This window comes from Paraburkholderia aromaticivorans (assembly GCF_012689525.1).
GTDB lineage: Bacteria > Pseudomonadota > Gammaproteobacteria > Burkholderiales > Burkholderiaceae > Paraburkholderia > Paraburkholderia aromaticivorans_A.
Genome location: NZ_CP051516.1, coordinates 805607 through 829961 on the forward strand (window position 1 = coordinate 805607; position 24355 = coordinate 829961).

At 60.7% G+C, this 24355-nt stretch carries 18 protein-coding genes; 10 read left to right on the plus strand and 8 right to left on the minus strand.

The features are described 5' to 3' along the window. Positions 1-16: 16 nt before the first annotated feature. The 7 genes from HF916_RS31620 to HF916_RS31650 all read right to left on the minus strand — a co-directional run bounded on the left by HF916_RS31620 (position 17) and on the right by HF916_RS31650 (position 8002). Positions 17-442 (minus strand): GtrA family protein, encoded by a 426-nt coding sequence (locus HF916_RS31620; RefSeq protein WP_116142707.1) that lies wholly within the window; start codon positions 440-442, stop codon positions 17-19. Continuing rightward, entirely contained in the window at positions 439-1722 is a 1284-nt protein-coding gene (locus tag HF916_RS31625) for an NAD(P)/FAD-dependent oxidoreductase (RefSeq protein WP_168792802.1), read from the minus strand. The genes HF916_RS31620 and HF916_RS31625 overlap by 4 nt, the downstream gene beginning before the upstream one ends. A 13-nt stretch (positions 1723-1735) precedes the next feature. Continuing rightward, complete coding sequence (locus HF916_RS31630; RefSeq protein ID WP_168792803.1) at positions 1736-2674, minus strand: NAD-dependent epimerase/dehydratase family protein; 939 nt, start codon at positions 2672-2674, stop codon at positions 1736-1738. A gap of 115 nt (positions 2675-2789) precedes the next feature. After that, positions 2790-4505: a hypothetical protein gene (locus HF916_RS31635; protein ID WP_168792804.1), complete on the minus strand. Its 1716-nt coding sequence runs from the start codon at positions 4503-4505 to the stop codon at positions 2790-2792. Positions 4506-4520: 15 nt separating this feature from the next. After that, on the minus strand, positions 4521-5261 hold the full coding sequence (locus HF916_RS31640; RefSeq protein WP_168792805.1) for an SDR family oxidoreductase: 741 nt from the start codon (positions 5259-5261) through the stop codon (positions 4521-4523). Continuing rightward, a complete protein-coding gene (locus tag HF916_RS31645) occupies positions 5258-6574 on the minus strand; it encodes an FAD-binding oxidoreductase (RefSeq protein ID WP_168792806.1) in 1317 nt (438 codons plus the stop codon). The genes HF916_RS31640 and HF916_RS31645 overlap by 4 nt, the downstream gene beginning before the upstream one ends. Positions 6575-6577: 3 nt before the next feature. After that, positions 6578-8002, minus strand: a complete 1425-nt coding sequence (locus HF916_RS31650) for a UbiA family prenyltransferase (protein WP_168792807.1) — start codon at positions 8000-8002, stop codon at positions 6578-6580. 354 nt (positions 8003-8356) lie between these two features. Between HF916_RS31650 and HF916_RS31655 the strand changes: the two genes are divergently transcribed. Genes HF916_RS31655 through HF916_RS31670 form a run of 4 tightly spaced genes read left to right on the plus strand, consistent with a single transcriptional unit; the run spans position 8357 to position 13077 of the window. Then, on the plus strand, positions 8357-9202 hold the full coding sequence (locus HF916_RS31655; protein WP_168792808.1) for a glycosyltransferase family 2 protein: 846 nt from the start codon (positions 8357-8359) through the stop codon (positions 9200-9202). Then, a complete protein-coding gene (locus HF916_RS31660; protein ID WP_168792809.1) occupies positions 9199-10155 on the plus strand; it encodes a UDP-glucose 4-epimerase family protein in 957 nt (318 codons plus the stop codon). The genes HF916_RS31655 and HF916_RS31660 overlap by 4 nt, the downstream gene beginning before the upstream one ends. Positions 10156-10162: 7 nt before the next feature. Then, entirely contained in the window at positions 10163-11194 is a 1032-nt protein-coding gene (locus HF916_RS31665) for an MraY family glycosyltransferase (protein ID WP_168792810.1), read from the plus strand. Between the two features lie 5 nt (positions 11195-11199). Then, entirely contained in the window at positions 11200-13077 is a 1878-nt protein-coding gene (locus tag HF916_RS31670; RefSeq protein ID WP_168792811.1) for a polysaccharide biosynthesis protein, read from the plus strand. A gap of 110 nt (positions 13078-13187) precedes the next feature. On the opposite strand, the gene HF916_RS31675 is transcribed toward HF916_RS31670, so the two are convergent. Beyond that, positions 13188-14288 carry an MraY family glycosyltransferase gene (locus HF916_RS31675; protein ID WP_168792812.1) on the minus strand — a complete coding sequence of 367 codons (1101 nt, stop codon included), beginning with the start codon at positions 14286-14288 and terminating at the stop codon, positions 13188-13190. Between the two features lie 268 nt (positions 14289-14556). On the opposite strand from HF916_RS31675, the gene HF916_RS31680 reads away from it, so the two are divergent. From HF916_RS31680 to HF916_RS31705, 6 genes are all read left to right on the plus strand, one after another. Further along, entirely contained in the window at positions 14557-16104 is a 1548-nt protein-coding gene (locus HF916_RS31680; protein ID WP_168792813.1) for a methyl-accepting chemotaxis protein, read from the plus strand. Positions 16105-16492: 388 nt separating this feature from the next. Beyond that, a complete protein-coding gene (locus HF916_RS31685) occupies positions 16493-17980 on the plus strand; it encodes a malate:quinone oxidoreductase (RefSeq protein ID WP_168792814.1) in 1488 nt (495 codons plus the stop codon). 468 nt (positions 17981-18448) lie between these two features. After that, entirely contained in the window at positions 18449-19183 is a 735-nt protein-coding gene (locus HF916_RS31690) for a Crp/Fnr family transcriptional regulator (protein WP_168795717.1), read from the plus strand. Positions 19184-20420: 1237 nt separating this feature from the next. After that, a complete protein-coding gene (gene rfbB, locus HF916_RS31695; protein WP_168792815.1) occupies positions 20421-21482 on the plus strand; it encodes a dTDP-glucose 4,6-dehydratase in 1062 nt (353 codons plus the stop codon). Positions 21483-21492: 10 nt separating this feature from the next. Then, positions 21493-22386, plus strand: coding sequence for a glucose-1-phosphate thymidylyltransferase RfbA (gene rfbA / locus HF916_RS31700; RefSeq protein ID WP_168792816.1), 894 nt, complete (start codon positions 21493-21495; stop codon positions 22384-22386). Between the two features lie 307 nt (positions 22387-22693). Then, the gene (locus tag HF916_RS31705) at positions 22694-24349 is read left to right on the plus strand and encodes a lipopolysaccharide biosynthesis protein (protein ID WP_240975772.1); all 1656 of its coding nucleotides are present in this window, start codon (positions 22694-22696) and stop codon (positions 24347-24349) included. Positions 24350-24355: the final 6 nt, after the last annotated feature.

The window sequence follows — 24355 nt, forward strand, 5'->3', positions numbered from 1 at the left end:
ACGTCACGCTGACCTTTCAGTGCTTGAAGCTCCACCTCTTGTGCCCCACGTAGCTCGTGAACACCGGTACAGCGACGCCGACGGCATGCGCAAGATCCCGCGCATGCCAGGTCATGCCCATCCGCGGAAACACGTAGTACGCCAGCCCGACACTCACCGCCCAGGTTTGCACGACGGCAACGAGATTGACGAGCGTAAAGAAGAACACCGACCGCCCTGTCGATTGCGTGCTCTTCGTGAACACGAACAGCTTCGCCAGAATGAACGCCGTGATCATCCCGGTGATATACGCGACGACAATGGCGGCCGAGTACGGCATCCACTTGTTATAGACAATCCGGCTGCCCCAATTGACCGCCGCGGCAAAGCCGCCGGTCAACAGGAACAGCAGAAAGCTCTTCGAGACGAAGGTACGCTTGGCGAGTGCATGAACCCGCGTCATATCATCCTCGCCATCTTGCGCGATAGCCCGATACTCTCCGAGATGCCACGGTCTTCGGGGTAGTAGTAAGACGTATCGGCGACGAGCAAGCCTTCCACCGGCAACTGAATCGGCGGCAGGCGGTCGAGATAACCCGGTTCGCAAATCGGTTGCGCGAAACGATACCGGCTCGCACGCACGTCGATGAAATCGTCCGGCTTGAGTGCCGGGTTGATTTTCATCAGATAGCGTTTCACTTTGTCGATGAACGCCGAATCCGGTTCCTGGTACTTCGGATGTTCGCCCGGAATATAGAACGGCACGTAGACGACGTGATGATCGAGCGGCCGCAGATTCGTATATTCGACGATGCCCGGAATATCCATCTCCGGATCGTTGGTGTTCAGCCAGAAGTTCTCGGTTACCGATTTCTTCAGCTTGGCGATAATGCACACCACGGCCACGTTCTTGACGCTGCGGAATGCGTCGAGAATCTCGGTGGGCAAATCCGGCATCACGCGCGGCACATAGGGCAGCGGAATCGTGCTGATGACTTTGTCGAACGGCAGGAACTCGCCACCGGCTTCGATACCCGTGACCTTGCCGTTCTCGATCACGACCTTCTGCGCGGGTGTGCCAAGACGAAACTCGCCGCCGTTGGCCTCGATATAACGGCGCATACCTTCCAGCAACGTATCGGAACCGCCTTCGAGGTAGCCGAGCTTCTCGTGAAAGAGGTTATAGCGCGAGCGGCCGATACGGCGAATACGACTCCAGATCCAGGCGGCGGACAGGTTGTCCGCGTAGTCGTAGAACTTGTAGTCGAACAGACGCCGCCACAACACTTCCCACGCTTCCTCACCAATCCAGCGGCGAATCCAGCCCGTCGCTTCAACGTGATCGAGCGGCTTCCAGTCGTTGCGCTTGGTCGACAGAAACGCGTGCAAGCCATAGCGGAATTTGGCTTGCAGGCTGAGTCCCTTGAACTTCAGGAGCGCCATCGGGTTGCCCCACGGCTGCACGCGGCCTTGATAGAAGTAGCCCATCTTCGTTTCGCGCCACTGCATTTTTTCTTCGATGCCGAGCTCGCGCAGCACTTCGAAGAAAGCGTGATCGGAAATCGCGTGGAAATGATAGTAGCGCTCGATGGAGAGGCCGCCGAAGTCAAAGCACGCGGCCATCCCGCCAACCCGGTCGTCCGCTTCGAAAATGACCGGTTTGCGCCCGTCCTTGACGAGCTGGTAGGCGGCGCCGAGACCCATCGGCCCGGCGCCGAGTACTGCAATGCGTTGTTCGCTCATAACGTGGCTCTGCTCAGAATTCCAGTGCGATGTGGCTATACGTCGGATCGTTGAAGGTCTCGTCCATGGCCTTTGCGAATGGCGTAGCACGGATCTTGAAGATGCCTTCCCAGTCGATCACTTCGAATTCGTCGCCGGCCGTCAACGCTTTGAGCTGGTCCGCGGTGAACGGCGGGTTCTTGTCGAAGATGGCATACACCTTCAGCAGCACATAGAAGAGACCATACGGAATTCGCACGATCGCGCACGGTGCGCGAGTGGCGCGCTTGATCTGACGGATGATGTCGATATAGTCCACGCGTTCGAGGCCGGTGATATTGAATGCCTGGCCCTTGATGCGCGACTCGATGCAACTGATGATCACATTGCAGAAGTCGCCGACGTAGAGCGGCTGACGCATGTATTTGCCGCTGCCGGGAATCGGGAACACCGGTACGCGATGCATGAAGCGCGACAGCCAGCCGAGGTGCTTGCGGTCGAACCAGCCGAACATCAGCGTAGGCCGCAACACCACGCATTCGATGCCCGAGGCGTGCACGATCTCTTCCTGCTCGCGTTTCGTGTCGGTATAGAAATCCTCGCCCACGGAATTCACCACCGAAGAACTGATGTGCACGGTGTACGGAATCTGGTTGCGCTTGATCACCTCGAGCACATTTCGCGTGGACGTGATGTTGTTGCGAATAAACGGTTCGATGGTCGGAGCGCCGATCTGCGCCTGCAGCATGACGACGAGATCCGCGCCTTCGAAGTGCTGTTCCCAACCGCCCGGCTCGGCCAGATCGGCATAAATTGCCGTGACGTCAGGATGGACCTTGCGAAGCACTTCCAGGTTGGCCTTGTGCTTGTCGATCACGACCAGATTGTCATACCCGCGCGCTTTGAGTCGCGCAACGAGGTTCTGGCCGACAAGGCCGGCGCCGCCTGGAAGAAGGATGCGGGTTTGGTTCATGCGTTAACTCTTTGAATGGGGCGTTCAGCAACTTTGTAAGGGCTAGATGATACTAGCAAGCCAAGACATCTCCAGAAACGGCCTGGAAACCGCCGGCGGCCGCTACGGGCCGCGCCTATTGAACTGTCGCTGCCGCAGGCATTGCTGCGGGCATCGGTTTTTCGGCCTGCAGTGCGCAATAGGTGCCGTTGGCCGTTTGTCCATCGACTCGTATGCCGCCGCTTGCCGGCGCCTTGAAGAAAGCCGTCCAGCCACTGTATCGGGCCCTTCGTCCGAATATGTTGCGAACGTCGCCTCGCTCGGCGCCGATGACGCCGGTGCCAAGTGTCATACCGGCGGCGTCGGTGACGACGATCGCTCGCGGCGTGCGCTTGTCTGCCTGGTCGTAAATCCAACCCGTGGCGCGATACATGCCGGGGGTCGTCGTCGCCGAGATGTCGTCGATGCTACCAGCGCAGGGCAAGGATGCGTTGATCCGGCTCGGCGGCACCAGATAGTCGGGTTGATTCAACGCGAAAATCGACAGTTGTTCTGCCTCGGCTTGCCGCGCGATGTTCGGCAAAGCGTCCGGAAACGGATAGACCGGGCGGATGATCTCCGGATCATAGACATGAGCCCGCAGCGCGAGGCCGGCGACAAAGCGTGCGTAAGTCTCATCACGATCCGCCCGCACGAAGAAGCGTTGACCCGACGCGACGGCCAAGGTGGCGAGCGTCGCGACGAAGACGGCACGCTTCAGTTGTTCCGGTGTGCGGCTGTTTAGCGCGGCAAAGAGGATCAGTGCGAGCCAGCCCATCAGGGAGGCTGTCGTATAGCGCGAAGCCAGCGCTGTCTCAAGCCCGAACCAAAGCCGCCCGCTCGCCGTCAGCAGCGCATTGCCCGCGATGAACAATGCAAATACGAGCAAGGCCACACCTTGAGGGCGATCGGCACTGGGGCGCAAGAGTTTGAAGCAGTTTGCCGCAAGCGCCGCCAACACCAGAATACCCGCGACGTAGGCTCCCGCGAGGCCGGTCCTGATCTGAAAGGCCGGCGAACCCAGATAGAGCAGCGCGTAGCGAACCGCGGCAATCGGGTGCTCGCGCACGCCGGCGATCAGATTGCCGCTGCTGCCCGGCTTGTGCCAGTCGATGAAATAGGCCAGCCATACGGCAACGGCCACGACGACGATTGCCAGCAGTTCGCGCGGTTTCAGCCGCACGTAGAGCGCCTGCACGATGAGCGCGGGGAGCACCAGTACACCGCTCGACATCGAGTACGCCGCGAGCCACGCACTGACCAACGCTGCCGTCAGCCACCCGAGCCGTCTTGCGCGTTCGTCGCCGGCATTGGCTTCGGCGGTACGATCGATTGAATGGAACGCGAGCAGCGCAAAGAGATAAACGGCGAACCACTGGCTTTGAAATCCCCACGCGAAGTTTTCCCGCTGCATCCACGAGAAGGCGAATACGAGGATGGCGCCCGCCAGTCCGAAGCGTGTCTGCCGCGAGAGAGTGGGGCGGTAGTGGATCGTGATGCGGAAAAAAGCCACCGCAAGCGCACCCGCAAGCATCAGATTGGAAATGAGGGAAAAGACATTTCGGCCGCCGAAATAACGGATGTCGGCGAAAAATATCAATCGCGAGAAAGTCAGGCGATGTTCGTTATGCTGTTCGAAGAACGCGTGCCAGGGATCTTGCGCGGCGCGCATATAGAAGCCAATGGAGCCGTCCCATGAGTCGCCGTATGGCAACGGCGAAAAGTGCTGCCAAACCGCGAACACCGTTGTTGCGAACGTGATGACACCCAGCGCCAACACCGCGTAGTTGCCAAAAGTTTCTCGCCGACTCATCGTCCCGATTTCCCTTTACAGGGACGCGCGCTTGAACAAGAAGCGCGGAACCGAGCGGATGATCAGCATGATGATCGCCCAGAACCAGCGCGTATACAGCACGTCCTTGCGCTTGTCGACGGCGCGCACGATGTCGCTCGCCACCTGGTCGGGTGTCGCGACAAGGGGGCCGGGCAAGGGCAGGCCGGCTGTCATCGGCGTCGCCACGAAGCCCGGTTTGATGGTCAGAACGTGGACGCCGACTTTGAATAACCGTGCATTCAGTCCCTCGCAGAACGCGGAAAGCGCGGCCTTCGCGCTGCCGTACAGATAGTTCGAGGGTCGGCCGCGATCGCCCGCCACCGACGAGATGACCGCCAGTGCACCGCGCTTCTGCGCTTCCAGGATGTTGGCAATCGGCGTCAACAGCGCGATCACCGAAACAGCATTCGTGTTGAATTCACGCACGGCCACCGCGGGGTCCGCCTGGCACGCGGCCTGGTCCGGCAAAGTGCCGGGCGCGACCAGCACGATATCGAGCGCGCCGAGTTCTTTCTGGCACTGTTCGAGCATGCCCGCATGCAGATCCAGGCGATCGATATCGAGTTGATGACTGGCTGCCAGTTGCGCGCCGCGCGCGGTCAGATCCGCGGCCACCTGCTGGAGGCGTTCGCCGTTGCGGGCAACCAGGAAAAAACGTGCGCCTTGGGTGGCCCATTGGCGTGCACAGGCGATGGCGATCGCCGACGTGGCGCCGACGATAAGAATGTTTTTCATGTTCGAGTGGTCCGTTCCCAGAAACGCGAAAGTAACGCGGGGTCGCGCAGCGCTTCGAGTTGCTGCCATTGAGGGTAGGCGGCGCGAAAGTCGGCGCCGGGCATGTGCGCGTCTTTAGCCGGATAGATCCGGCCGCCGGCTTCGCGCACGATTGCATCGAGATTCGCAAAGAGCCGGGTATTCAATGCGTCGCGCTGCGGGAAATCGAGAGCGAGGGACGTGCCTTCCATCGGAAACGACAAAAGGCCCGGCGAGCGCAAATCACCGCAGCGTTTCAGTACGGCGAGAAATGAGCCCGTGCCGCTTTTGGCAATCGCGCCGAGGATCGCGCGCGTCGCGTCACGCGCCGTGGCCGACGGCACCACGCATTGGTATTGCTGAAAGCCCGCCCGCCCGTAGATTCGATTCCATTCCAGCAAGCTGTCCAGCGGGTAGAAGTAGGCGTCGTAACCGACCTTCGCAACGACTTCGCCGCGCTGCTGCTTCTGGTAGTAGAGCTCGTTGAACGCGCGCAACGTGAAGCGGTTGAACACCGGAATCGGCAGCGTGAACGGGACGGTGCGTTTCTTTCGCCGTGTGACTTCGAGCGGTCCGTCCGTCGCATGGTCGCCGGCCATGAAGATGCCGCGTCCGAGCGCCGAGCCGCGACTTTGGCAATCCACCCAGGCGACGCTGTATTCATGCAATGGGTCGAGCTTTTCCGACAACGCGAAGAACTCGTCCAGATTGCCGAAGCGGATGCTCGTCATGTCGATCACGCTTGAGCGGATCGGCATCAACTGAATCTCTGCCCACAGGATCAGCCCGGTCAGCCCGAGGCCGCCGATCGTGGCGGCGAAAAACTCCGCTTGCTCGTCGGGCGAGCACTCGAATTGCGAGCCGTCGCTGCGCGCGAGCGCGAAGCGGCGCACGTGCCGGCCGAAGGTGCCTCGTACATGGTGATTCTTGCCGTGGACGTCGTTGGCAATCGCTCCGCCCAAGGTCGCGTATTTCGTGCCCGGTGTGACCGGCAGCATCCAGCCGCGTGGAATCGCGACGTCGAGAATTTGCTCCAGCGTGACGCCAGGCTCCGCGCGCAAGACGCCGGTTTGCCAGTCAGCGGCAATCAGCCGGTCCAGCGGCAGCGTTTGCACGACATGACCAGAGGCGGCGAGGCAACTGTCGCCGTAGCTGCGGCCATTGCCGAAGGCGAGCGTGGTGCCGTGTTCCCGGGCCGCATCCGACCACGTGGCGCGCGCGGCATCACGCCATGCAATCGCATGCGCCTCCTGCGGTATGGGTGGGTAACGTCCCCATGACAGAACTCTATTCATCGCCTAGATCGCTGCCCAGAAAATCAGGCCGCAAAGTACGACGACAGCGAGGCTGACCCGGTCGCGCGCCGCGAAAACGATCGGATCGTCGTGCATCAGACCGCGATGCGCAATGATCCAGGTGCGGCTTACCCAGTAGAGCAGCAGCGGACAGGCGAGCCAGATGACCTGTGGATGGCGGTACATGCCGGCGGTTTTCGCGTCCTGAATATAGAGCGCAAGCACGAGTACGGCCAGATAGCCGGACGAGGTCCCAAGCGATGAGATCAGCGACAGGTCGCTCGCCACATAGCCGCGCCCGCGCGTCTTCACGAGGCCGCGCGCTTTCATCGAGTGCAGTTCGGCATATCGCTTGACCAGCGCGAGGCTCAGGAAGATGAACATCGAGAAGGCGAGCAGCCAGAAAGTCAGTTGCGCGTCGACCGCCGCCGTTCCGGCGATGATACGCATCGTGTACAGCATGGCCAGCACGACCACGTCGACCATCACCTGGCGTTTCAGGAACATCGAATACGCCAGCGTCAATATGTAATAGCCGAACAGCGCCGCGGAGAATTGCCAGGGCAGGAAAAGCCACGCGGTGACGAACGCGACCACCAGCAAGACAGGAAAGAGTGCAAGACCCCATGTGAGCGGCAGCGCGCCGGAGGCAAGCGGGCGTTTCCGTTTGACGGGGTGATGACGGTCGTCCTCGAGATCGAGCAGGTCGTTGAGCAGATAGACACTCGAGGCGCACAAGCCGAACGTGAGAAACGCCAACAGAGCAGCGAGAGTCAGTTCAGGGGAAGACAACTTATGTGCGGCCAGCAGCGGCAAGAAGATCAAAAGATTCTTCAGCCACTGATGCAGGCGCAAGGATTTGGCCCAGGTTTTGGCGGCGGGAGGGCGTGATTCGATCACCCGCTCCACATTGCCGATCTTGCGGGCGGCGCGTTCCACCCCATTGGACGGATTCACCACGTACGCGCGGTCGGCGGATTGCCAGACCGCTAAGTCGTCATGCGAATTGCCGGCATAGTCGAAGCCTTTTTCGCCGTACTCGGCGACCAGCGTATCGCGCTTGTTGTGAGCGGACAGGTTGATGCTGTCGTTCGTGGCGAACGTCCTGTCGAAAATGCCGAGATGGGCGGAGATGGCTTGCGCGTAACGTTCGTGGCTTGCCGTGGCCAGCACCAGCGTGCGACCGGCGTCGCGTTCACCCTTCAGCCATTGCAGGACCGTGGCGTCGTAGGGCAGCACGGCGACGTCCACGTTGGTCGCGTCGGCGAGGCCCGCTTTCAAACCTGGCTTGCCGCCGCGCGCGAGCCACAGCAGCGGCTCGTAAAAGCGTTGCGGGGCTGCCTTCAGATAGGCAAATCCAGACTCGATCAGGATGTCTGAGCGAATCAATGTGCCATCGAGGTCGACGACGAGTGGTCTGCTGCGCATTCATTCTGCCCTGAGGGCGGTTGTCAGATTTGTTGAGCGGACGGCTGCCGTCTGTGGCGCTGCACTGAAGCCCGAATTTCGTCCGATAACGAACGGTCGGAGTTTGGCGGCGTTACTTTACTATTCCGCGATAATGCGCACAACCTCGCAGGTGAAGTGCCTGATTCTGAGGCAGAAGATCCGAATTAAAACAGAATAAATAGGGTTTGATGGAGTCGTATCGGGCGTAACAAAGGGAAAGACGGGTTGCCGAACAGCGAAAATTTGAGCAAACTTCCGGTTTGTTGCGTCCGCGCAACGTAGGTTTTTTCGAAGTGCCCACCGAAGTGCCCACGATAAGGCACGCAGTTCTACATGAAAGAAACGCGCACTCTGCATCCCCTATCCGACGGGTTGTCCGTGTCGGTGGTGGTCTACCACCCGGATACAGAACAGTTGGTGTCCACGCTCACGGGGCTCGCCGCCGCGTGCGATGCGCTGCACACCAGCCGACCCCAGCTCCCGGTGACGTTGTATCTGGTCGACAACGGTGGCTTGCCCGACATCCCGGCTTCGCTGGATGAACTCCGGGCTCGCGGCATCGTTTGTACGATCATCGCGGGACAGGGGAACGTAGGCTACGGTAGGGGCCACAATCTCGCAATCGAAAGCAGTGCCAGCCGTTATCACCTGGTGCTGAATCCCGACATCGATCTGGCGAGCGACGCGCTTCGCGAAGCGCTCGATTTTTTTGACGCGCACCCCGAAGCCGGCCTCATCACGCCATGGATCGGAGACGAGCATGGCGAGCAGCAGTTCTTGTGCCGACGTTACCCTACGTTGCTCGATCTGTTTGTACGCGGTTTTTTGCCGTCAGGAATGCGTCGACTGTTCGTCCGTCGACTCGCGCGCTACGAGATGCGAGACCGGATCAATGCACGTGACACAGTGTGGGATCCGCCGATCGTCAGCGGCTGTTTCATGCTGTTTCGCATGACGGCCTTGAAGCAGCTGGCAGGCTTCGACGCGCGTTATTTCCTTTACTTCGAGGACTATGATCTGAGTCTTCGCGCGCATGACGTCACCCGCGTCGTCTACGCCCCCACGGTGCGCGTGTTGCATCACGGCGGCGGTGCAGCGCGCAAGGGCTCTGTGCATATCCGTATGTTCATGTCTTCGGCGTACAAGTTCTTTGACCGATTCGGCTGGAAGTGGCTATGAGCCAGGTGCTCGTTACCGGCGCCAACGGCTTTGTCGGCCGTGCGCTGTGCCGCGCGTTGCGTGATTCCGGAAACACGGTCACCGGCCTTGTACGGCGGGAGATGCAGCGAGAACGCGGTGTGGACGAATGGGTCGACCCCAGCGTGAATTTCGCAGGCATTGACGCAGGCTGGCCTGCCGCATTGCAAGTGGATTGCGTCGTGCATCTGGCGGCGCGCGTGCATGTCATGCTCGAGGGCGCCACCGATCCAGAAGCTGCTTTCCAGGCGACCAATGTCGAGGGCACGCTGCGTGTCGCGCGCGCCGCGTGGCGGCACGGCGTGCGGCGCTTTGTCTTCGTCAGCAGCATCAAGGCGATGACCGAAGCCGATTCGGGCCGCCCAGTGCGCGAAGACGATCCCCCGGCGCCGCAAGATCCGTACGGTCGCTCGAAACGCGCTGCCGAAGAAGCGCTGATCCGCCTGGGTGTGGAGACTGGCCTCGAGATCGTGATCGTGCGCCCGCCGCTGGTCTACGGTCCGGACGTACGGGCCAATTTCCTGAGCCTGATGAACGGCGTATGGAAGGGCGTGCCGCTGCCGCTCGGCGCACTTCGCGCAAGACGCAGCCTCATCTATGTCGATAATCTCGCGGACGCTTTAGTGCATTGCGCGACCGACGCGCGCGCGGCCCAGCAGTGCTTCCACGTTGCGGACAACGACGCGTTGACGATCGCCGAACTGGCCCGCGCGCTTGGCCGCCACCTTAGCCGGCCCGCGCGTTTGCTGCCCGTGCCTGAGAGCTGGCTGCGCCTCGCCGGCCGCCTGACGGGGCGCACGGCGCAAGTAGACCGGCTCGTCGGCTCATTGCAGCTCGACACCAGCCGGATTCGCACGGTGCTGGGCTGGCAGGCGCCGCACTCCACCGAAGAAGGGCTGGCCGCGACAGCCCGCTGGTACCGATCCACGCATTGAGGCGCGCATGCTGATGTCCCATTCCACGATGCCGGGCTGGACGACCGCGATCCTGATCGCGCTCGGCTCCGCTTGCGCCTGCGCGGCGATCCTCTGGACGCTGCTCAGGACCGGCCTCGCGTGGCGTCTTGCCACCGACATTCCCAACGACCGCTCGTTGCACACGCGGCCCACGCCGCGGGTGGGCGGCTGGGGCATCGTTCCGGTGGTGGTCGTGGCGACGCTGATCGTCGCGCCGCACCTCTGGCTTGCCGCGCTGTGCGCTGCCGTACTGGCGGCGGTCTCGCAGATCGACGACCGGCGCGGACTGCCCGCGCGGGTCAGGTTCGCGGCGCACCTGGCCGCGGTGGCGATCTTCGTCTGGGCGCACCCGGCGCCGGCGCCGCTCTGGTTGCTGGCGGGCCTGTCGTTTTTACTGCTCTGGCTGGTCAATCTTTACAATTTCATGGACGGTGCGGACGGCCTGGCCGGCGGCATGACGCTGTTCGGCTTCGCGGGCTACGCCGCCGGGGCCGCGCTCACCGCGCATCCGTCGCCGGAACTCGCGTGGGCGTCGGCCGCCGTGGCGGGTGCTGCCGCGGGCTTTCTGGTCTTCAACTTCCACCCGGCGAAAATCTTCCTCGGCGACGCCGGGTCGATTCCGCTCGGCTTCCTGGCGGGCGCTTTCGGCTATTGGGGCTGGAGCGACGGCGTCTGGCCGATCTGGTTTCCCGCGCTGGTGTTTTCGCCGTTCATCGGCGACGCGTCGGTCACGCTGCTGCGGCGGCTCCTGCGCGGCGAGAAAATCTGGCAGGCGCACCGCGAGCACTACTATCAACGCATGGTCCAGTACGGGCTTGGGCATTCGAAGACGGCCATCCTATGGTATGCAGTAATGGCGGCTGGTATAGTACTTGCTGTGGTATTGCTTGGCTGGCCTTCAGCGCTTCAATGGTGTAGCGTGGGCGCATGGGTGATCGTGCTGGTATTGATTGGTATCGGAGTCGATTCACGCTGGCGTCGATTCCGGATAGCAGATTCCGAACAACCTGAGGTGTGACGCCGATGTTTCGACACAAAGCCTCATGGCTATCATTTAGCGCTTTCGCCTTCGACCTTTGCGCAGTCGCGGGTACTTGGCTCGCGGCATACCTGATCCGCTTCAATGGCTACGTTCCGGTCGAGTTCTGGTCCGGCGCCGTCCGAACCCTCATCTGGGTGCTCCCCGTCTACGGTGTGATGTTCCGCATCTTCGGCCTGTACCGGGGCATGTGGGTATTTGCGAGCCTGCCGGACCTGATGCGCATCGCCAAGGCCGTGCTGGCCGGTGCATTCGTGATGATGATGGTGGCCGTCATGGCCCAGCCGCATCCCATCATTCCGCGCTCCGTACTCGTTGTTTCTCCGCTTCTGTTGTTCCTCGCGATGGGCGGCTCGCGCGCGCTCTATCGCGCCTCCAAGGAGTTCTATCTCTACGGCGGCCTGGTCGGACAAGGCAAGCCGGTGGTGGTGCTCGGCGCGGGCAACGCGGGCGCGAACCTGGCCCGTGAACTGTCGCGTTCGAGCGAATGGCGGCTGGTGGGCCTGCTCGACGACGATCCCGCCAAGCAGGGCCGCGAAATCTACGGCTATAAGGTGTGGGGGCCGATCAGCGACCTGCAGCACTGGGCTTCGGACATGAAGGTTGAGCACGCGATCATCGCGATTCCGTCGGCGTCGGTCGATGCACAGCGTCGCGTGGCAACGTTGTGCGTGCGCGCCGGCGTGCGGGCCATGGTGCTGCCCGCATTGACCACGCTGACGCAAGGCGAAGCGTTCCTGTCGCGTGTGCGTCAGATCGATCTGGAAGACCTGCTGGGCCGCGAGGCGGTACGTATCGACATGCCGCACGTCGAAGCGCTGTTGAGCGGCCGCGTGGTGATGGTGACCGGCGCGGGCGGCTCGATCGGCTCGGAACTGTGCCGCCAGATTCTGCGCTTCGAACCCGCGCAGTTGATCGCGTTCGATCTGTCCGAGTATGCGATGTACCGCCTCACGGAAGAACTGCATGACCGCTTTCCGAAGCTCTCCGTGGTGCCGGTGATTGGCGACGCCAAAGATTCCTTGCTGCTCGATCAGGTGCTGTCGCGCTACACGCCGCACATTCTCTTTCACGCTGCGGCCTACAAGCACGTGCCGCTGATGGAAGAACTGAATGCATGGCAGGCGGTGCGCAACAACGTGCTGGGTACATACCGTGTCGCACGCGCGGCGATTCGTCACGACGTGAAGCATTTCGTGCTGATCTCCACCGACAAGGCAGTGAACCCGACCAACGTGATGGGTGCGAGCAAGCGCCTCGCGGAAATGGCCTGCCAGGCGCTGCAGCAGACCAGCACGCGCACGCAGTTCGAGACGGTGCGGTTCGGCAACGTGCTCGGCAGCGCGGGCAGTGTCATTCCCAAGTTTCAACAACAGATCGCGAAAGGCGGGCCAGTCACGGTCACACATCCGGAGATCACGCGCTTCTTCATGACGATCCCCGAAGCGTCGCAACTCGTGCTGCAAGCGTCGAGCATGGGGCACGGCGGCGAGATTTTCATTCTCGACATGGGCGAGCCGGTCAAGATCGTCGATCTCGCGCGCGACCTGATTCGCCTGTATGGCTTCAGCGAGGAGCACATCCGCATCGTCTTCACGGGCCTGCGTCCCGGCGAGAAGCTCTACGAGGAACTGCTGGCCGACGACGAAGCGACCACGCGCACGCCGCATCCGAAGCTGCGCATCGCGCAGGCGCGTGAAGCGCCCGACAATCTCCTGGACGAACTGCTGCCCTGGCTGATGCAGCATCGTGTGCCGAGCGACCAGGAAGTGCGCCGCGATCTGCGGCGCTGGGTGCCGGAGTATCAGCCGGCTGCCGCGCCGGCGTTGCATAGCGTGGCGTCGGCGACGCGGGCTTCGTGACTATGAACCGGTGAAGGCTGCCTTTCGCGGCGGCCTTGCATCGCATCGCAAGGCCAAAGTCTCGAAAGACACACAGCAAAAGGCGCTCACATTCGAGCGCCTTTTTTTCATTACCGCCGGGTCTTCCTGACCACCATCCACCGCGGCGACTTGAACCGCACGATACTCACGTAGAGCCAGACATACGTCGCGGCGAACACCACCACGAAGCAGAACAGATGCAGCGTATGCCGCCAGAACAGCGTGGCCGGCACGACCGCGATCAGACAGAGCAGCCACAAGTACGGCGACGTCAGCGAGTTACGCCGCGTCAATTCGCGCGCGGTACGCACGCCGACCGCCCAGCGCATGAGCCGCTTGTACACCAGCATGTGCAGATGCACGCCGTCGGGAATGCCCGGCGACATGCCGCGAATGAATTTTTTCCGGTAGATCGAGAAGCAGGTCTCGAAGATTGGATACATGAACAACAGCACGGGATACCACGCCGACACGTCGCGATTGCGCATCACCAGCATGATCGACAGCTCGGCGAGCATGAAGCCGATGAAATACGCGCCGCCGTCGCCGAGAAAGATCAGCCCCGCCGGGAAATTCCAGATGAAGAAGCCGAGCACCGCGCCCATCATCATGAACGAGGCGGACAGCACGATCGGATCGGACACCTGGAACGCGACGTAGGCGAGCGAGGCGAACATCATGAACGCGACCATCGACGCGAGTCCGTTGAAGCCGTCGATGATATTGATCGCGTTGGCGAGCGCGGCAACCGCCAGCACCGTGACCGCGCAGGAGATCACCGCGTACGAGAGCAGGAAGTCGAGCGGCGGCACGCTGATGCGCGTCACGGCGATGTTCAGCAGGAAATAGGCGAGCGCGGCCGCTGCCATCGTGCAGAGCAGCCTTGCAAGCGGCGACACGCGCTTGGTCAGGTCTTCGACCAGTCCTGAGCCGAAGGCCGGCATGCCGCACGCAATCAGCCCGAGAATGCCGCCTGACACGGCGGGATACTGGTGATGCAACTGCACGGCGGAGACGATCAGCCCGAGCAGAATGCCGGTCCCGCCGATGCGCGGCACCGGGCGCACATGGAATTTCTGCACGCCGGCCAGATCGGTGTCGGTGGAGAATTTTTCATGCAGATGCGCATAGCGCACGATCAACAGCGTGATCAGCAGTGAAACGAGAAAGCCGAGCGCAAAACTAAGCATGAAAGTGGGCCTGAGCGAAGACGCCGAATTATACAAACGAAACGCACGACGCCCGGAAAAGCAGCGGTGCCGCGTAGTTGCCCGAAGATCCCAGATAGTGAGGTGACGCGGCTCGCAAACGCCCGCCAGTCATGGATTCCACCTATTTAGCAGGGGTCGTGCGAGGTCGTTAACCTGGATGCGGCGAAGAGTAAGTCACGCGCAAAAAAGACGGCGCGCGCCTGCCAACCTGTTTCGCCGCCGATCGGCAAGACGTTCCGGAGACCCAATGCTAAATAACATCACAATTCGTGGCGGCCTGACGCTGGTGATCAGCGTATTCGTCGCTTTCCTGCTGACAGTGATCGGTGTCGGCTATGGCGCGCTCAAGCTCGCCAACAGCAGCCTCGACGACACGCAGCGTAGCGCGGCCGCGCTGTCGCATCTGAAGGCAAGCTCCGAGAAGCTGCTGCAAGTGCAGCTCGCACTAGGTTCGTATCAGACGCTCTTTAGCGTCGGCAAGCAGACCGACGACCTGTTACCGGCCGCGCACAAGGTGCTGGTCGAATCGAACAAAGACTTTCGCAATTACATGGCCGGCCCATTTGCGGACGATAACGAGCAGAAGCTCGCGCAAAACGTGGAACAGGCGCGCAGCGCGCTGGTCGATAAGGCGATCGAGCCGGAATTCAAGGCGCTTGCCGACTTCGATTTCAATACCTTCCGCAATATTCAGGGCGAGACGGCGAACAGTTTTTACGCCACTTATTCGAAAGCGATCGACGCGCTCGAACGCTCGCGGATCGACAGCCAGTATCAGCAAGCCCAAACGGCCGCGCAGCGCTTCCAGATCGCGACGCTGCTGTTCGCCGCGATCGGCGCCATCGCGCTCGTGATCGGCGTGGCGGCGCGCATCGGTTTGTCAGTGGCGTTGATCAAGCCGGTCAACGCAACCGTCAAGCATTTCGAGCGCATCGCCGCCGGCGATCTGACGGTCGCCATCAAGATCAAATCGCGCAACGAGATGGGTCAATTGCTGAGCGCGTTGACGAAGATGCGCGACGGCCTCGTCGAGACCGTGTCGAAAGTGCGCGGCAGCACGACGGCGATCACACAGGGGGCGAACGAGATTGCGGCGGGCAATGCGGATCTGTCCTCACGCACCGAGCAGCAAGCTGCGGCGCTTCAGCAGACCGCCGCGAGCATGGAGCAGTTGTCGGCCACGGTGAAACAGAACGCGGACAACGCGAAGCAGGCGAACCGGCTTGCCCATGGCGCGCTCGACACGGTCACGCGTGGCGGCAAAGTGGTCTCGCGTGTCACTGAAACGATGGATGGGATCAGCGAGTCGTCGCGCAAGGTGACGGAAATCATCGGCATGATCGAGGGGATTGCGTTTCAGACCAACATTCTGGCGTTGAACGCGGCAGTGGAAGCAGCGCGCGCAGGCGAGCAGGGGCGCGGGTTCGCAGTGGTGGCTTCGGAAGTGCGCAGCCTCGCTCAGCGCTCAGGTGCGGCGGCGAAGGAAATCAAGGAACTGATCGGCGAATCGGCCGCCAAGGTTCAGGAGGGCGCGTCTCTCGTGTCCGACGCGCAGAAGACGATTCACGAAGCCATGAGCGCCGTTGAGCGCGTGACCGGCGTGATGAACGAAATCGAGGCGTCTGCGCTCGAACAGAGTGACGGTATCGAACAGGTCAATAAGGCCGTCTCGCAGATCGACGAAGTCACGCAACACAATGCGGCGCTCGTGGAAGAAGCCGCTGCAGCGGCGAAATCGCTGGAAGAGCAGGCGACCATATTGCGCGATGCCGTGGCGGTGTTCCAGATGGCGTAATGGCGGAGGGGCCTGCGCTCGCGTTGTTGGCAAGCGCCGGTTTCAATCGCGTACTGACGGCAATTTAATTCAGAAATCCTAATTGTTAGATTTTGTAAAATCAGCTACACGTGCGGGTATTTCATGCTTGCATGGCATGTCGATTGCTAATCAAAAGAACTTTTTCCCGACGTAATTCGTGGCCGGAAAATCCTGCCGTACAGGAAAATGTTGGGAAGCCGATGCCTTGCGGTAAGGTTCCGAAATATTGTCCGTGCGCGAGCGCACAGAGTGATGCTTCGCATTAAGGGATATTGTGTGTTGAATCCGATCCGAGGACTGTCCTCGACGCCGGCAACGCGCATGGTGCGCATCAATTCACAGCGGACAACTATCGAGCCCCAAAGTCATGCAGAGGTTCTCAGCGACAGATCCGGATAGTTCCGGGAGCGTACCCAGCGATTACTCGTGCGTGTTGTGCGGCGCCGGCCCGGCCGGAATGGGCTTCCTGTTCTACGCGTTCAAGAGCGGCAAGCTGGCAGAGGTGGCCAGGAACGGCTTGCTGATCATCGACAAACGCGTGAGTCTCGGAGCAGGCAAACTCGGCGACTATGTGAACGTCACGGGCAACTCGGTCGCCAAATCTTTCCTCGCGTGCCTCGAACACGAACGCTTCGACGACGTGTTCGGCGACATCCGCGAATACAACGAGTTGCACAAGAAATTGGCCGCGGACCCCGACGGTGCGCCGCTGCTTTCGGATGTCGGCGAACTGCTCACGCTGGCGGCCGAGCGACTCATCGCGCACCTCGTCGAACATTTCGACGTCGATGTACTGCGCGGACACGAAATCGATGCGATTCGTCGCGGCCAGGACGGCCGCTTCGAAATCGCCTATCACGACACGCGCAAACCAGCGGCACGCCGGATGATGATCAGCGACACCGTCGTGATGAATCTCGGCGGAGCGCAGCGCGTCGAAGAGGTCGATGATCTGTGCCGCACGCTGGACATTCCATCGCCGGGCAACGGCGTCATCACCTGCACGTCGGATGAACTGCTTCGCCTCACGAGCACGCAACTGGTCGACACCTTCGCGCCCGTGTTTGCGCCTGCCACGGCCCGGCGCACGAACCGGATCACGATCATCGGCGGCTCGCATAGCGCGTTCACGATGACCGAGCGTCTTGCGAATGATCTCGGCGATGCGGGGCTCGATGAAATCGCCATCATTCACCGCTCGCCGGTGCGGTTGTTTTTCGAAACCGAGGAGGAAGCGCGCGCATGGGGCTATACGGTCGATCCAGTCAACGATATTTGCCCGATCACGCGGCGCGTTAATCGTTCGAGCGGCCTGCGCTACCGCGCATTCGAGATCGCATGTTCGGTGATGTCGCAGGGCCGAGTCGCGGGAACGAAGCCGCGTGTCGAATTGATCGATGCCGCCTCCGGGGAAGCCGAGCGTGCCCGTGCTGCTACCTGTCTTGCGCACTCATGTGGCGTGATCCATAGCGCCGGTTACGGGCCCAACATGTCCGCCCTGGTCGACTATCGCGGGGCGGCGATTCCGCTGCAATACTGCCAGGGCGGCGTCGAGGTCGACAAGTTCGCCCGTCCGCTCGACATCAACGGCAAAGTGGTACGCGGACTCTTCACGTTCGGGTTGGGTTCAGGGTTTCGGCCCGACCCGGAGATCGGGAGCGAGGCTGCATTCACCGGACGAATCCATGGCGTCTGGATCTTTCACCATGAAATCGGCAAGCGGATTCTGACCGGTGTTCTGAAAGCGCTGGCCGAGACGGCCGCTATGCAGGAAGCGGAAATGATCGCGACGGCGGACGACGACGGACATACCGGCGGCCGGGCACGTCGCGGTCGACCGGACCACCGCCGCTGACTGACAGGCAACGCTGACACGCACCACGCTGATTTACCGATTCGAGCCGCTGGGATAAGGCATATCGACCGCTTTATCTCGTCCCATAGACATCCTTAATAAACTGGACATGTTGCAATTTCACACTATCACCTATTGACACTTCAGCTACCATCGGGCTCCTTTCGATCTGCAGCAAAGTGACATTGGCGTCCAGCGCTTCAACGAACGTTCAACGCAAATAAGTCCTCTTAAATCCGCCGATCGTGCGGGCTATTCCGCCAGCATTATTGGCGCGAACTTCTTCGCCGGTTATGCTGCATTGCGACATCGAACGCAACGCGATGACCAGTGCGAAGCTTTGATCGTCTCCATTACCGCTTCTGTTTGCCGACCGCGCGAATGAGGGCAATGCATCGTCATTGACTCCTCGATTCGAGCGAGGCCTGCCGTACCCAGGCAGGCTGCGATACTTACGTGAGGGAAATGATGACGACATTCCAGTCATACCGCCGTGGCAACCGTCTGCTCGAGGCGCTCCCAACGCATGAATGGGACGCGCTACTTCCTCATCTTGAACTCGTCGAATTGAGTCCGGGACAAACGCTGTCGAAATCCGGTGAACTCATACGAACCGTCTATTTTCCGGCCACAGCAATCGTGTCTTTGCTGCAGACCATGGAAAACGGCAGTTCGGTGGAAATCGCCGCAATCGGCAGGGATGGCACGACCGGCGTGCCGATCCTGACGGGCGGCGACACCATGCCAGCCAGCGTTCAAGCTCAATGCCGGGGTTTTGCCTATCGAATCAGCGCTACAGCACTGCGCGAAGCATTGCGCAATTGCACAACCCTGCGCTCATCGATGCTACTGTTCATGCAGGCTCTTCTCACCCAGGTCGCACAGACTGCGGCGTGCAACAGGCTGCATCGACTGGACGAGCAACTGTGCCGCTGGCTGCTGGTCGATATCGATCGTTCGGGCACAAGCGATTTGCATGTCACGCAGCAAGTCATTGCCGATATGCTCGGCGTGCGTCGTGAAGGCGTGACCGAGGCGTCCGGCAAGCTTTGCGAAGCCGATCTCATTCATCACAGTCGTGGCCGTGTCCGGATCCTCGATCGGACCGGGCTCGAGGCGCGCTCATGCGAATGTTATGAAATCGTGAAACGCGAATTCGACCGGCTATTGCCGCGTATCAACGCGATGGAAGTCACGCGCTGAGGGTTTCGCCGTATTCACAATCCGAATTGACATCTGGGACGGCTGGCAATACGTTGATGCGTTCGCGTAGATTGCTGACGTTCCACGACGATAAAATACGGCGAGCAGCTGACTTGAGGGAACACTGGCCAACGAATGACCGTGCCGCGGTCCGTGTGTGCTCGGGATCGTGCGCGGCAGTTTCTCCCCCCGCGGAGGGCTATTCGCGCGTGTCGGCACTCGCGCGGAGCGCCCGCCCAAGATTCATCGACCTGCTGCCTTGAATAGGCCGCACGATCTGATCGGAAGTTGCCGTTCGCCGTCTGCTTTTTCTGTCAAATTGCCATTGCGCGGCGGCCTGCAGTTCTTGCCTCGCGTCGCACTACATCCGCGCTTCTGCCGACTTTGCCATGCTCGTATGCGCGGCTCGCTTCACGCTGTGACCTCCAACGGGCGAGATCATCCGCGACCGGCGGGAGCCTGATGTCGCATCCACTGCCAAGCCATACGCGTACCGCTTCAGCTGTGCCGCTTTTCGACATGGTCGCGATTCTAGTAAAGTATGATGATTGGCGCGTCAACCGCCGCGTCATACCATCGCGGCTGACTGTGCGTCCGTGACGTTTCACCGGTTGCGTGTGGTGATCTTCGGTGAATCGCGAAGGAGGTGAATCGTTATAAATTCAATCTCGCCTCAATTGAAAGGACCCGGTAAATGTCGAGCGTTTTGACACATTTTTTATGCTTCATATTCGGCGTGGTCATTGGCGTTTTCGTATGCGCATTATGTGTCGCACGTTCCAGAACGCCACGAGACGATAGATAGCGCTTTCTTCGGGACGCGCAGGCAGCCGGCGTCCCGACGCGCATCGGCAGGTACATCTGCCACAAACCATGAAAGCCGCGGCGATCATCGCGACGGCAGGTGGGGCTCACAGCAAAAGAAATATCAGACTATCGGCGACAAGGCCGAACCACGTCAACGCGAATACCGAGAGTGTTCCCCCGGCCGAGCGAAGCTTCCCTCGTTTCCCCCGTTAGCGCAGGCGAAAGCATGTCTGTTGCTTTCCGCACTGAACCAGGATTTCTAGAACCCTACACTGGGACGGTGGCATCTGTTCGCGGCGCTGGAAGTCGCGATGGAAGCTACCCCAAAGCTGCTTACCGACGCCCCGTAGACGCATCATTCAACGGATGTCAGCCAGATTCCAATCGACCTTCCGCGTAACTGTGTGAAGGCGGCTTCCAGAGGGCTTCCATGATCTTGGTGACAGGCAGCGCCGGTTTTATCGGCGCCAACTTCGTGCTTGACTGGCTGCAAATCTACGATGAACCCGTGGTGAGTGTCGACAAGCTCACCTATGCGGGCAATCTGCGTACGCTGAAATCTGTGCAGCACAATCCGCTGCATATTTTCGTGTGCGCCGATATAGGCGATCGCGCCGCAATGGACGAATTGCTGGCCGAATACAAGCCACGCGCGATTATCCATCTCGCGGCTGAGACTCATGTCGATCGGTCAATTCACGGGCCGGAGAACTTCGTGCTGACCAATGTCGTGGGTACTTTCACGCTACTGGAAGCGGCGCGTTCGTATTGGAGCAAGTTGAACGACGCCGCCAAAGCGGAATTCCGCTTCCTGCACGTGTCGACCGACGAGGTGTTCGGCTCGCTCTCCGCTACCGATCCGCCATTCTCGGAGACCACGCCGTACGCGCCGAACAGCCCTTACTCGGCCACCAAGGCGGGTTCCGACCATCTGGTGCGCGCCTACCATCATACGTACGGTCTCCCGATGCTCACCACAAACTGCTCGAACAACTACGGTCCGTACCAGTTCCCCGAGAAGCTGATTCCGCTGATGATCGCCAATGCGCTCGGCGGCAAGCCGCTGCCGGTCTATGGCGACGGTCAGAACGTGCGCGACTGGCTGTATGTCGGCGACCATTGCAGCGCGATCCGCGAGGTGCTCGCGCGCGGCACGCCGGGCGAGACGTACAACATCGGTGGCTGGAACGAAAAGAAGAATCTCGGCGTGGTCCACACGCTGTGCGAACTGCTCGATCAGTTGCGTCCGAAGACGGGCGCGTCGTACCGCGATCAGATCACCTATGTGAAGGATCGTCCGGGCCACGACCGCCGTTATGCAATCGACGCCCGCAAGCTCGAACGCGAACTCGGCTGGAAGCCTGCGGAAACGTTCGAGACGGGTCTCGCCAAGACGGTCCAGTGGTATCTGGACAATCAGGCGTGGTCGGACGAAGTCGCCTCCGGTGACTATCGCAAGTGGGTTGAGACCAACTACGCGCAGCGCGCGTAAAGGCACGGCAATGACGCGCAAAGGCATTATTCTCGCGGGCGGCTCGGGCACACGCCTGTATCCGATCACGCACGTGGTCTCCAAGCAGTTACTGCCGGTCTACGACAAGCCGATGATCTACTACCCGCTGTCCACGCTGATGGTGGCGGGCATTCGCGATGTACTGATCATTTCCACGCCGCAGGACACGCCGCGCTTCGAAGCGATGCTGGGCGATGGCAGCCAGTGGGGCATGAACATCCAGTACGCGGTTCAGCCTTCACCGGATGGACTCGCGCAGGCGTTCATCATCGGCCGGGATTTTGTGGGCAACGATCCGTCGGCGCTGATTCTCGGCGACAACATTTTCTACGGCCACGATCTCGCCGCGCAGCTCGAGCGCGCAAATGCGCGTGACAGCGGCGCGACCGTGTTCGCGTATCACGTGCATGACCCGGAACGTTACGGGGTCGTTGAGTTCGACAAGAGTTTTCACGCGCTCTCCATCGAGGAAAAGCCCGCGGCGCCGCGCTCGAACTACGCGGTCACGGGTCTGTACTTCTACGACAAGCAAGTCTGCGACATTGCCGCGGACATCAGGCCGTCGCCGCGTGGCGAACTCGAGATCACCGACGTCAACTCATGCTATCTGCGGCGCAATGCGCTCGACGTGGAAATCATGGGCCGTGGCTACGCGTGGCTCGATACCGGCACGCATGATTCGCTGATCGAAGCGGCGACCTTCATCGCCACGCTGCAGAAGCGTCAGGGTTTGGTGGTGGCGTGCCCGGAGGAGATTGCATTCCGCCGACATTGGATCGACGAGGAGAAATTGCTGCAACTCGCGAAACCGCTCGCCAAGAATGCATATGGCCAGTATCTGCTCAATCTTCCGATGGATCAGGTGGCATGGCCAAGCCGCTAACAAGACTTGCGTTCGAGCGGCGTGAAGCGGCTCGCATGAGTTCATGCGATAGGCGATACGCCGCGCGTTAAACGTGCGCCGCCGCACATTTAATTTGACCCCGGACAGGTACGCTTCAACGCATGAGCCGCAGGGAGTCTATCGCTCGCCGGCTGTGTTCAAGTGTTCATCCGCGCGGTCTCCGCAGGGGTTGAGAGGGCTTCTCCGATACTCGCGATATACCCGCAGACTGAATCAAGAAGCCTGCCGATACGTCCAGTTCGCGCGGGTGAGTTTCGAATCGCCGATACGTATGTGGCCAATCTGAATGGCCAATCCGCTGACGGCCGGCCGCAATGATAGTGGAATCTTTCGGTCGCTTGATAAATCACGCGCTCGCCCTGAGACAAGTTCGCGAGGAAATCAATTCGGTTCGCGATACCTCTGGCGGCGCCCGCAGTCCTTACCTAATTTACAGGCAGACCAGACCGCGATGTTGAGACGAAGCCTGCTTGCAAATTTCGTCGGCCAGATGGTGACCGTATCGCTCGGTATTGTCATGGTGCCGATCTACGTGCGTCATCTCGGAGTGGAAGCATATGGGCTGATTGCCATTAACGCCGTGCTTCTCGCATGGGTACTCGTTCTAGACTTCGGACTTTCGCCGACGTTGTGTCGCGAGCTAGGCAGCCTGCGTGCTGGCACTGGCTCGAAAGCTGAAGTGGGACTGCTGCTGGAATCCCTGGAAAAGCTGATTCTCGGCACTAGCGCAATCCTGTTCATCCTGTCGATCTTCGCGGCGCCTTATTTTGCCGAGCGATGGTTGAACGCGTCCACCTTGCCGCCGAGTGAGATCCGCACTGCGTTCGTGCTGATGATGCTGACCGCCATCGCGCGCTGGCTCAGTGCGCTGTATCGCGGCGGGGTGGTCGGCATCGATCGGCAGGTCGCACTCAATGCCATTGGTATTACCTTCGCCGTGATACGCAATGTGCTCGTCGTGCCGATCATCATGATCTGGCCTCGCGTCGAATCCTTCTTTGTCTGGCAACTCCTCGCGATTGTCGGCGAGGCCGTTGCGATGCGGATCCTGCTTGGCCGCACGATCGATATACCGTTCGTGTCGATGCGTTTTTCGTGGAAAGTTCTGTCGTCGCGCGCGAAGCTGTCGCTCTCGATTGCATTGTCGGCACTGATCTGGGCCTGCACCGCGCAGATCGACAAGGTCGTGCTTTCGAAGGTCCTGCCGTTGGCCGATTTTGCTGTGTTCAGCATGGCAACCCTGCTTGCAAGCGGCATCATGTTGCTGGCGAACCCCATTCAGCAAGCCTTTATTCCCCGCTTGACTACTGAGAGCTTCGGTGGCGGCGAGCGGATTCGTGAGATGTACGCGCTGGCCACAGAGGTGACGTCATTGGCGGTGATTCCAGTCGCAGCCGTATTCGCGTTTGCGCCGGAAGCCGTCCTTCGATTGTGGTCCGCGAGCGCGCCGGTGACACCCGAAGCATTGCGAACGATGCAATGCTACTCGGTCGGAAACGCGTGTTCGGCCCTCGCCTCGCTTGCGTTCTTCGTGCAATACGCAAAGGGGGATTTGTCACTGCACCTGAAGGGCAATATCGGCTTTCTTATTCTCTTTGCGCCTGCGGTCGTGTACGGCGGGATTCACTTCGGTGCGGTCGGCGCTGCCTACGCGTGGCTGGGAATGAATCTTCTGCTCCTGCTCGGCTGGGTTGCGATCGTACATCGAAAGTTTATCGCTGGGATCAACGCCAGTTGGTATCGCGGAGTCGCGGTGCGTGTTGCCGCGATCATACCCGTCGGACTGTTGGTGAGCCGTGCGGATTTGACGACCTACTCGCGCATTGGTCTTTTCTTTGTTCTGTCGGGCACATGGCTTGCCATGGTCGCCCTAACCGTCGCGGTTTCGCCGATCGTTCAACGCAAGGCTCGCCACCTGGCGGGACGACTGGCCTTCAACTGAGAAAAC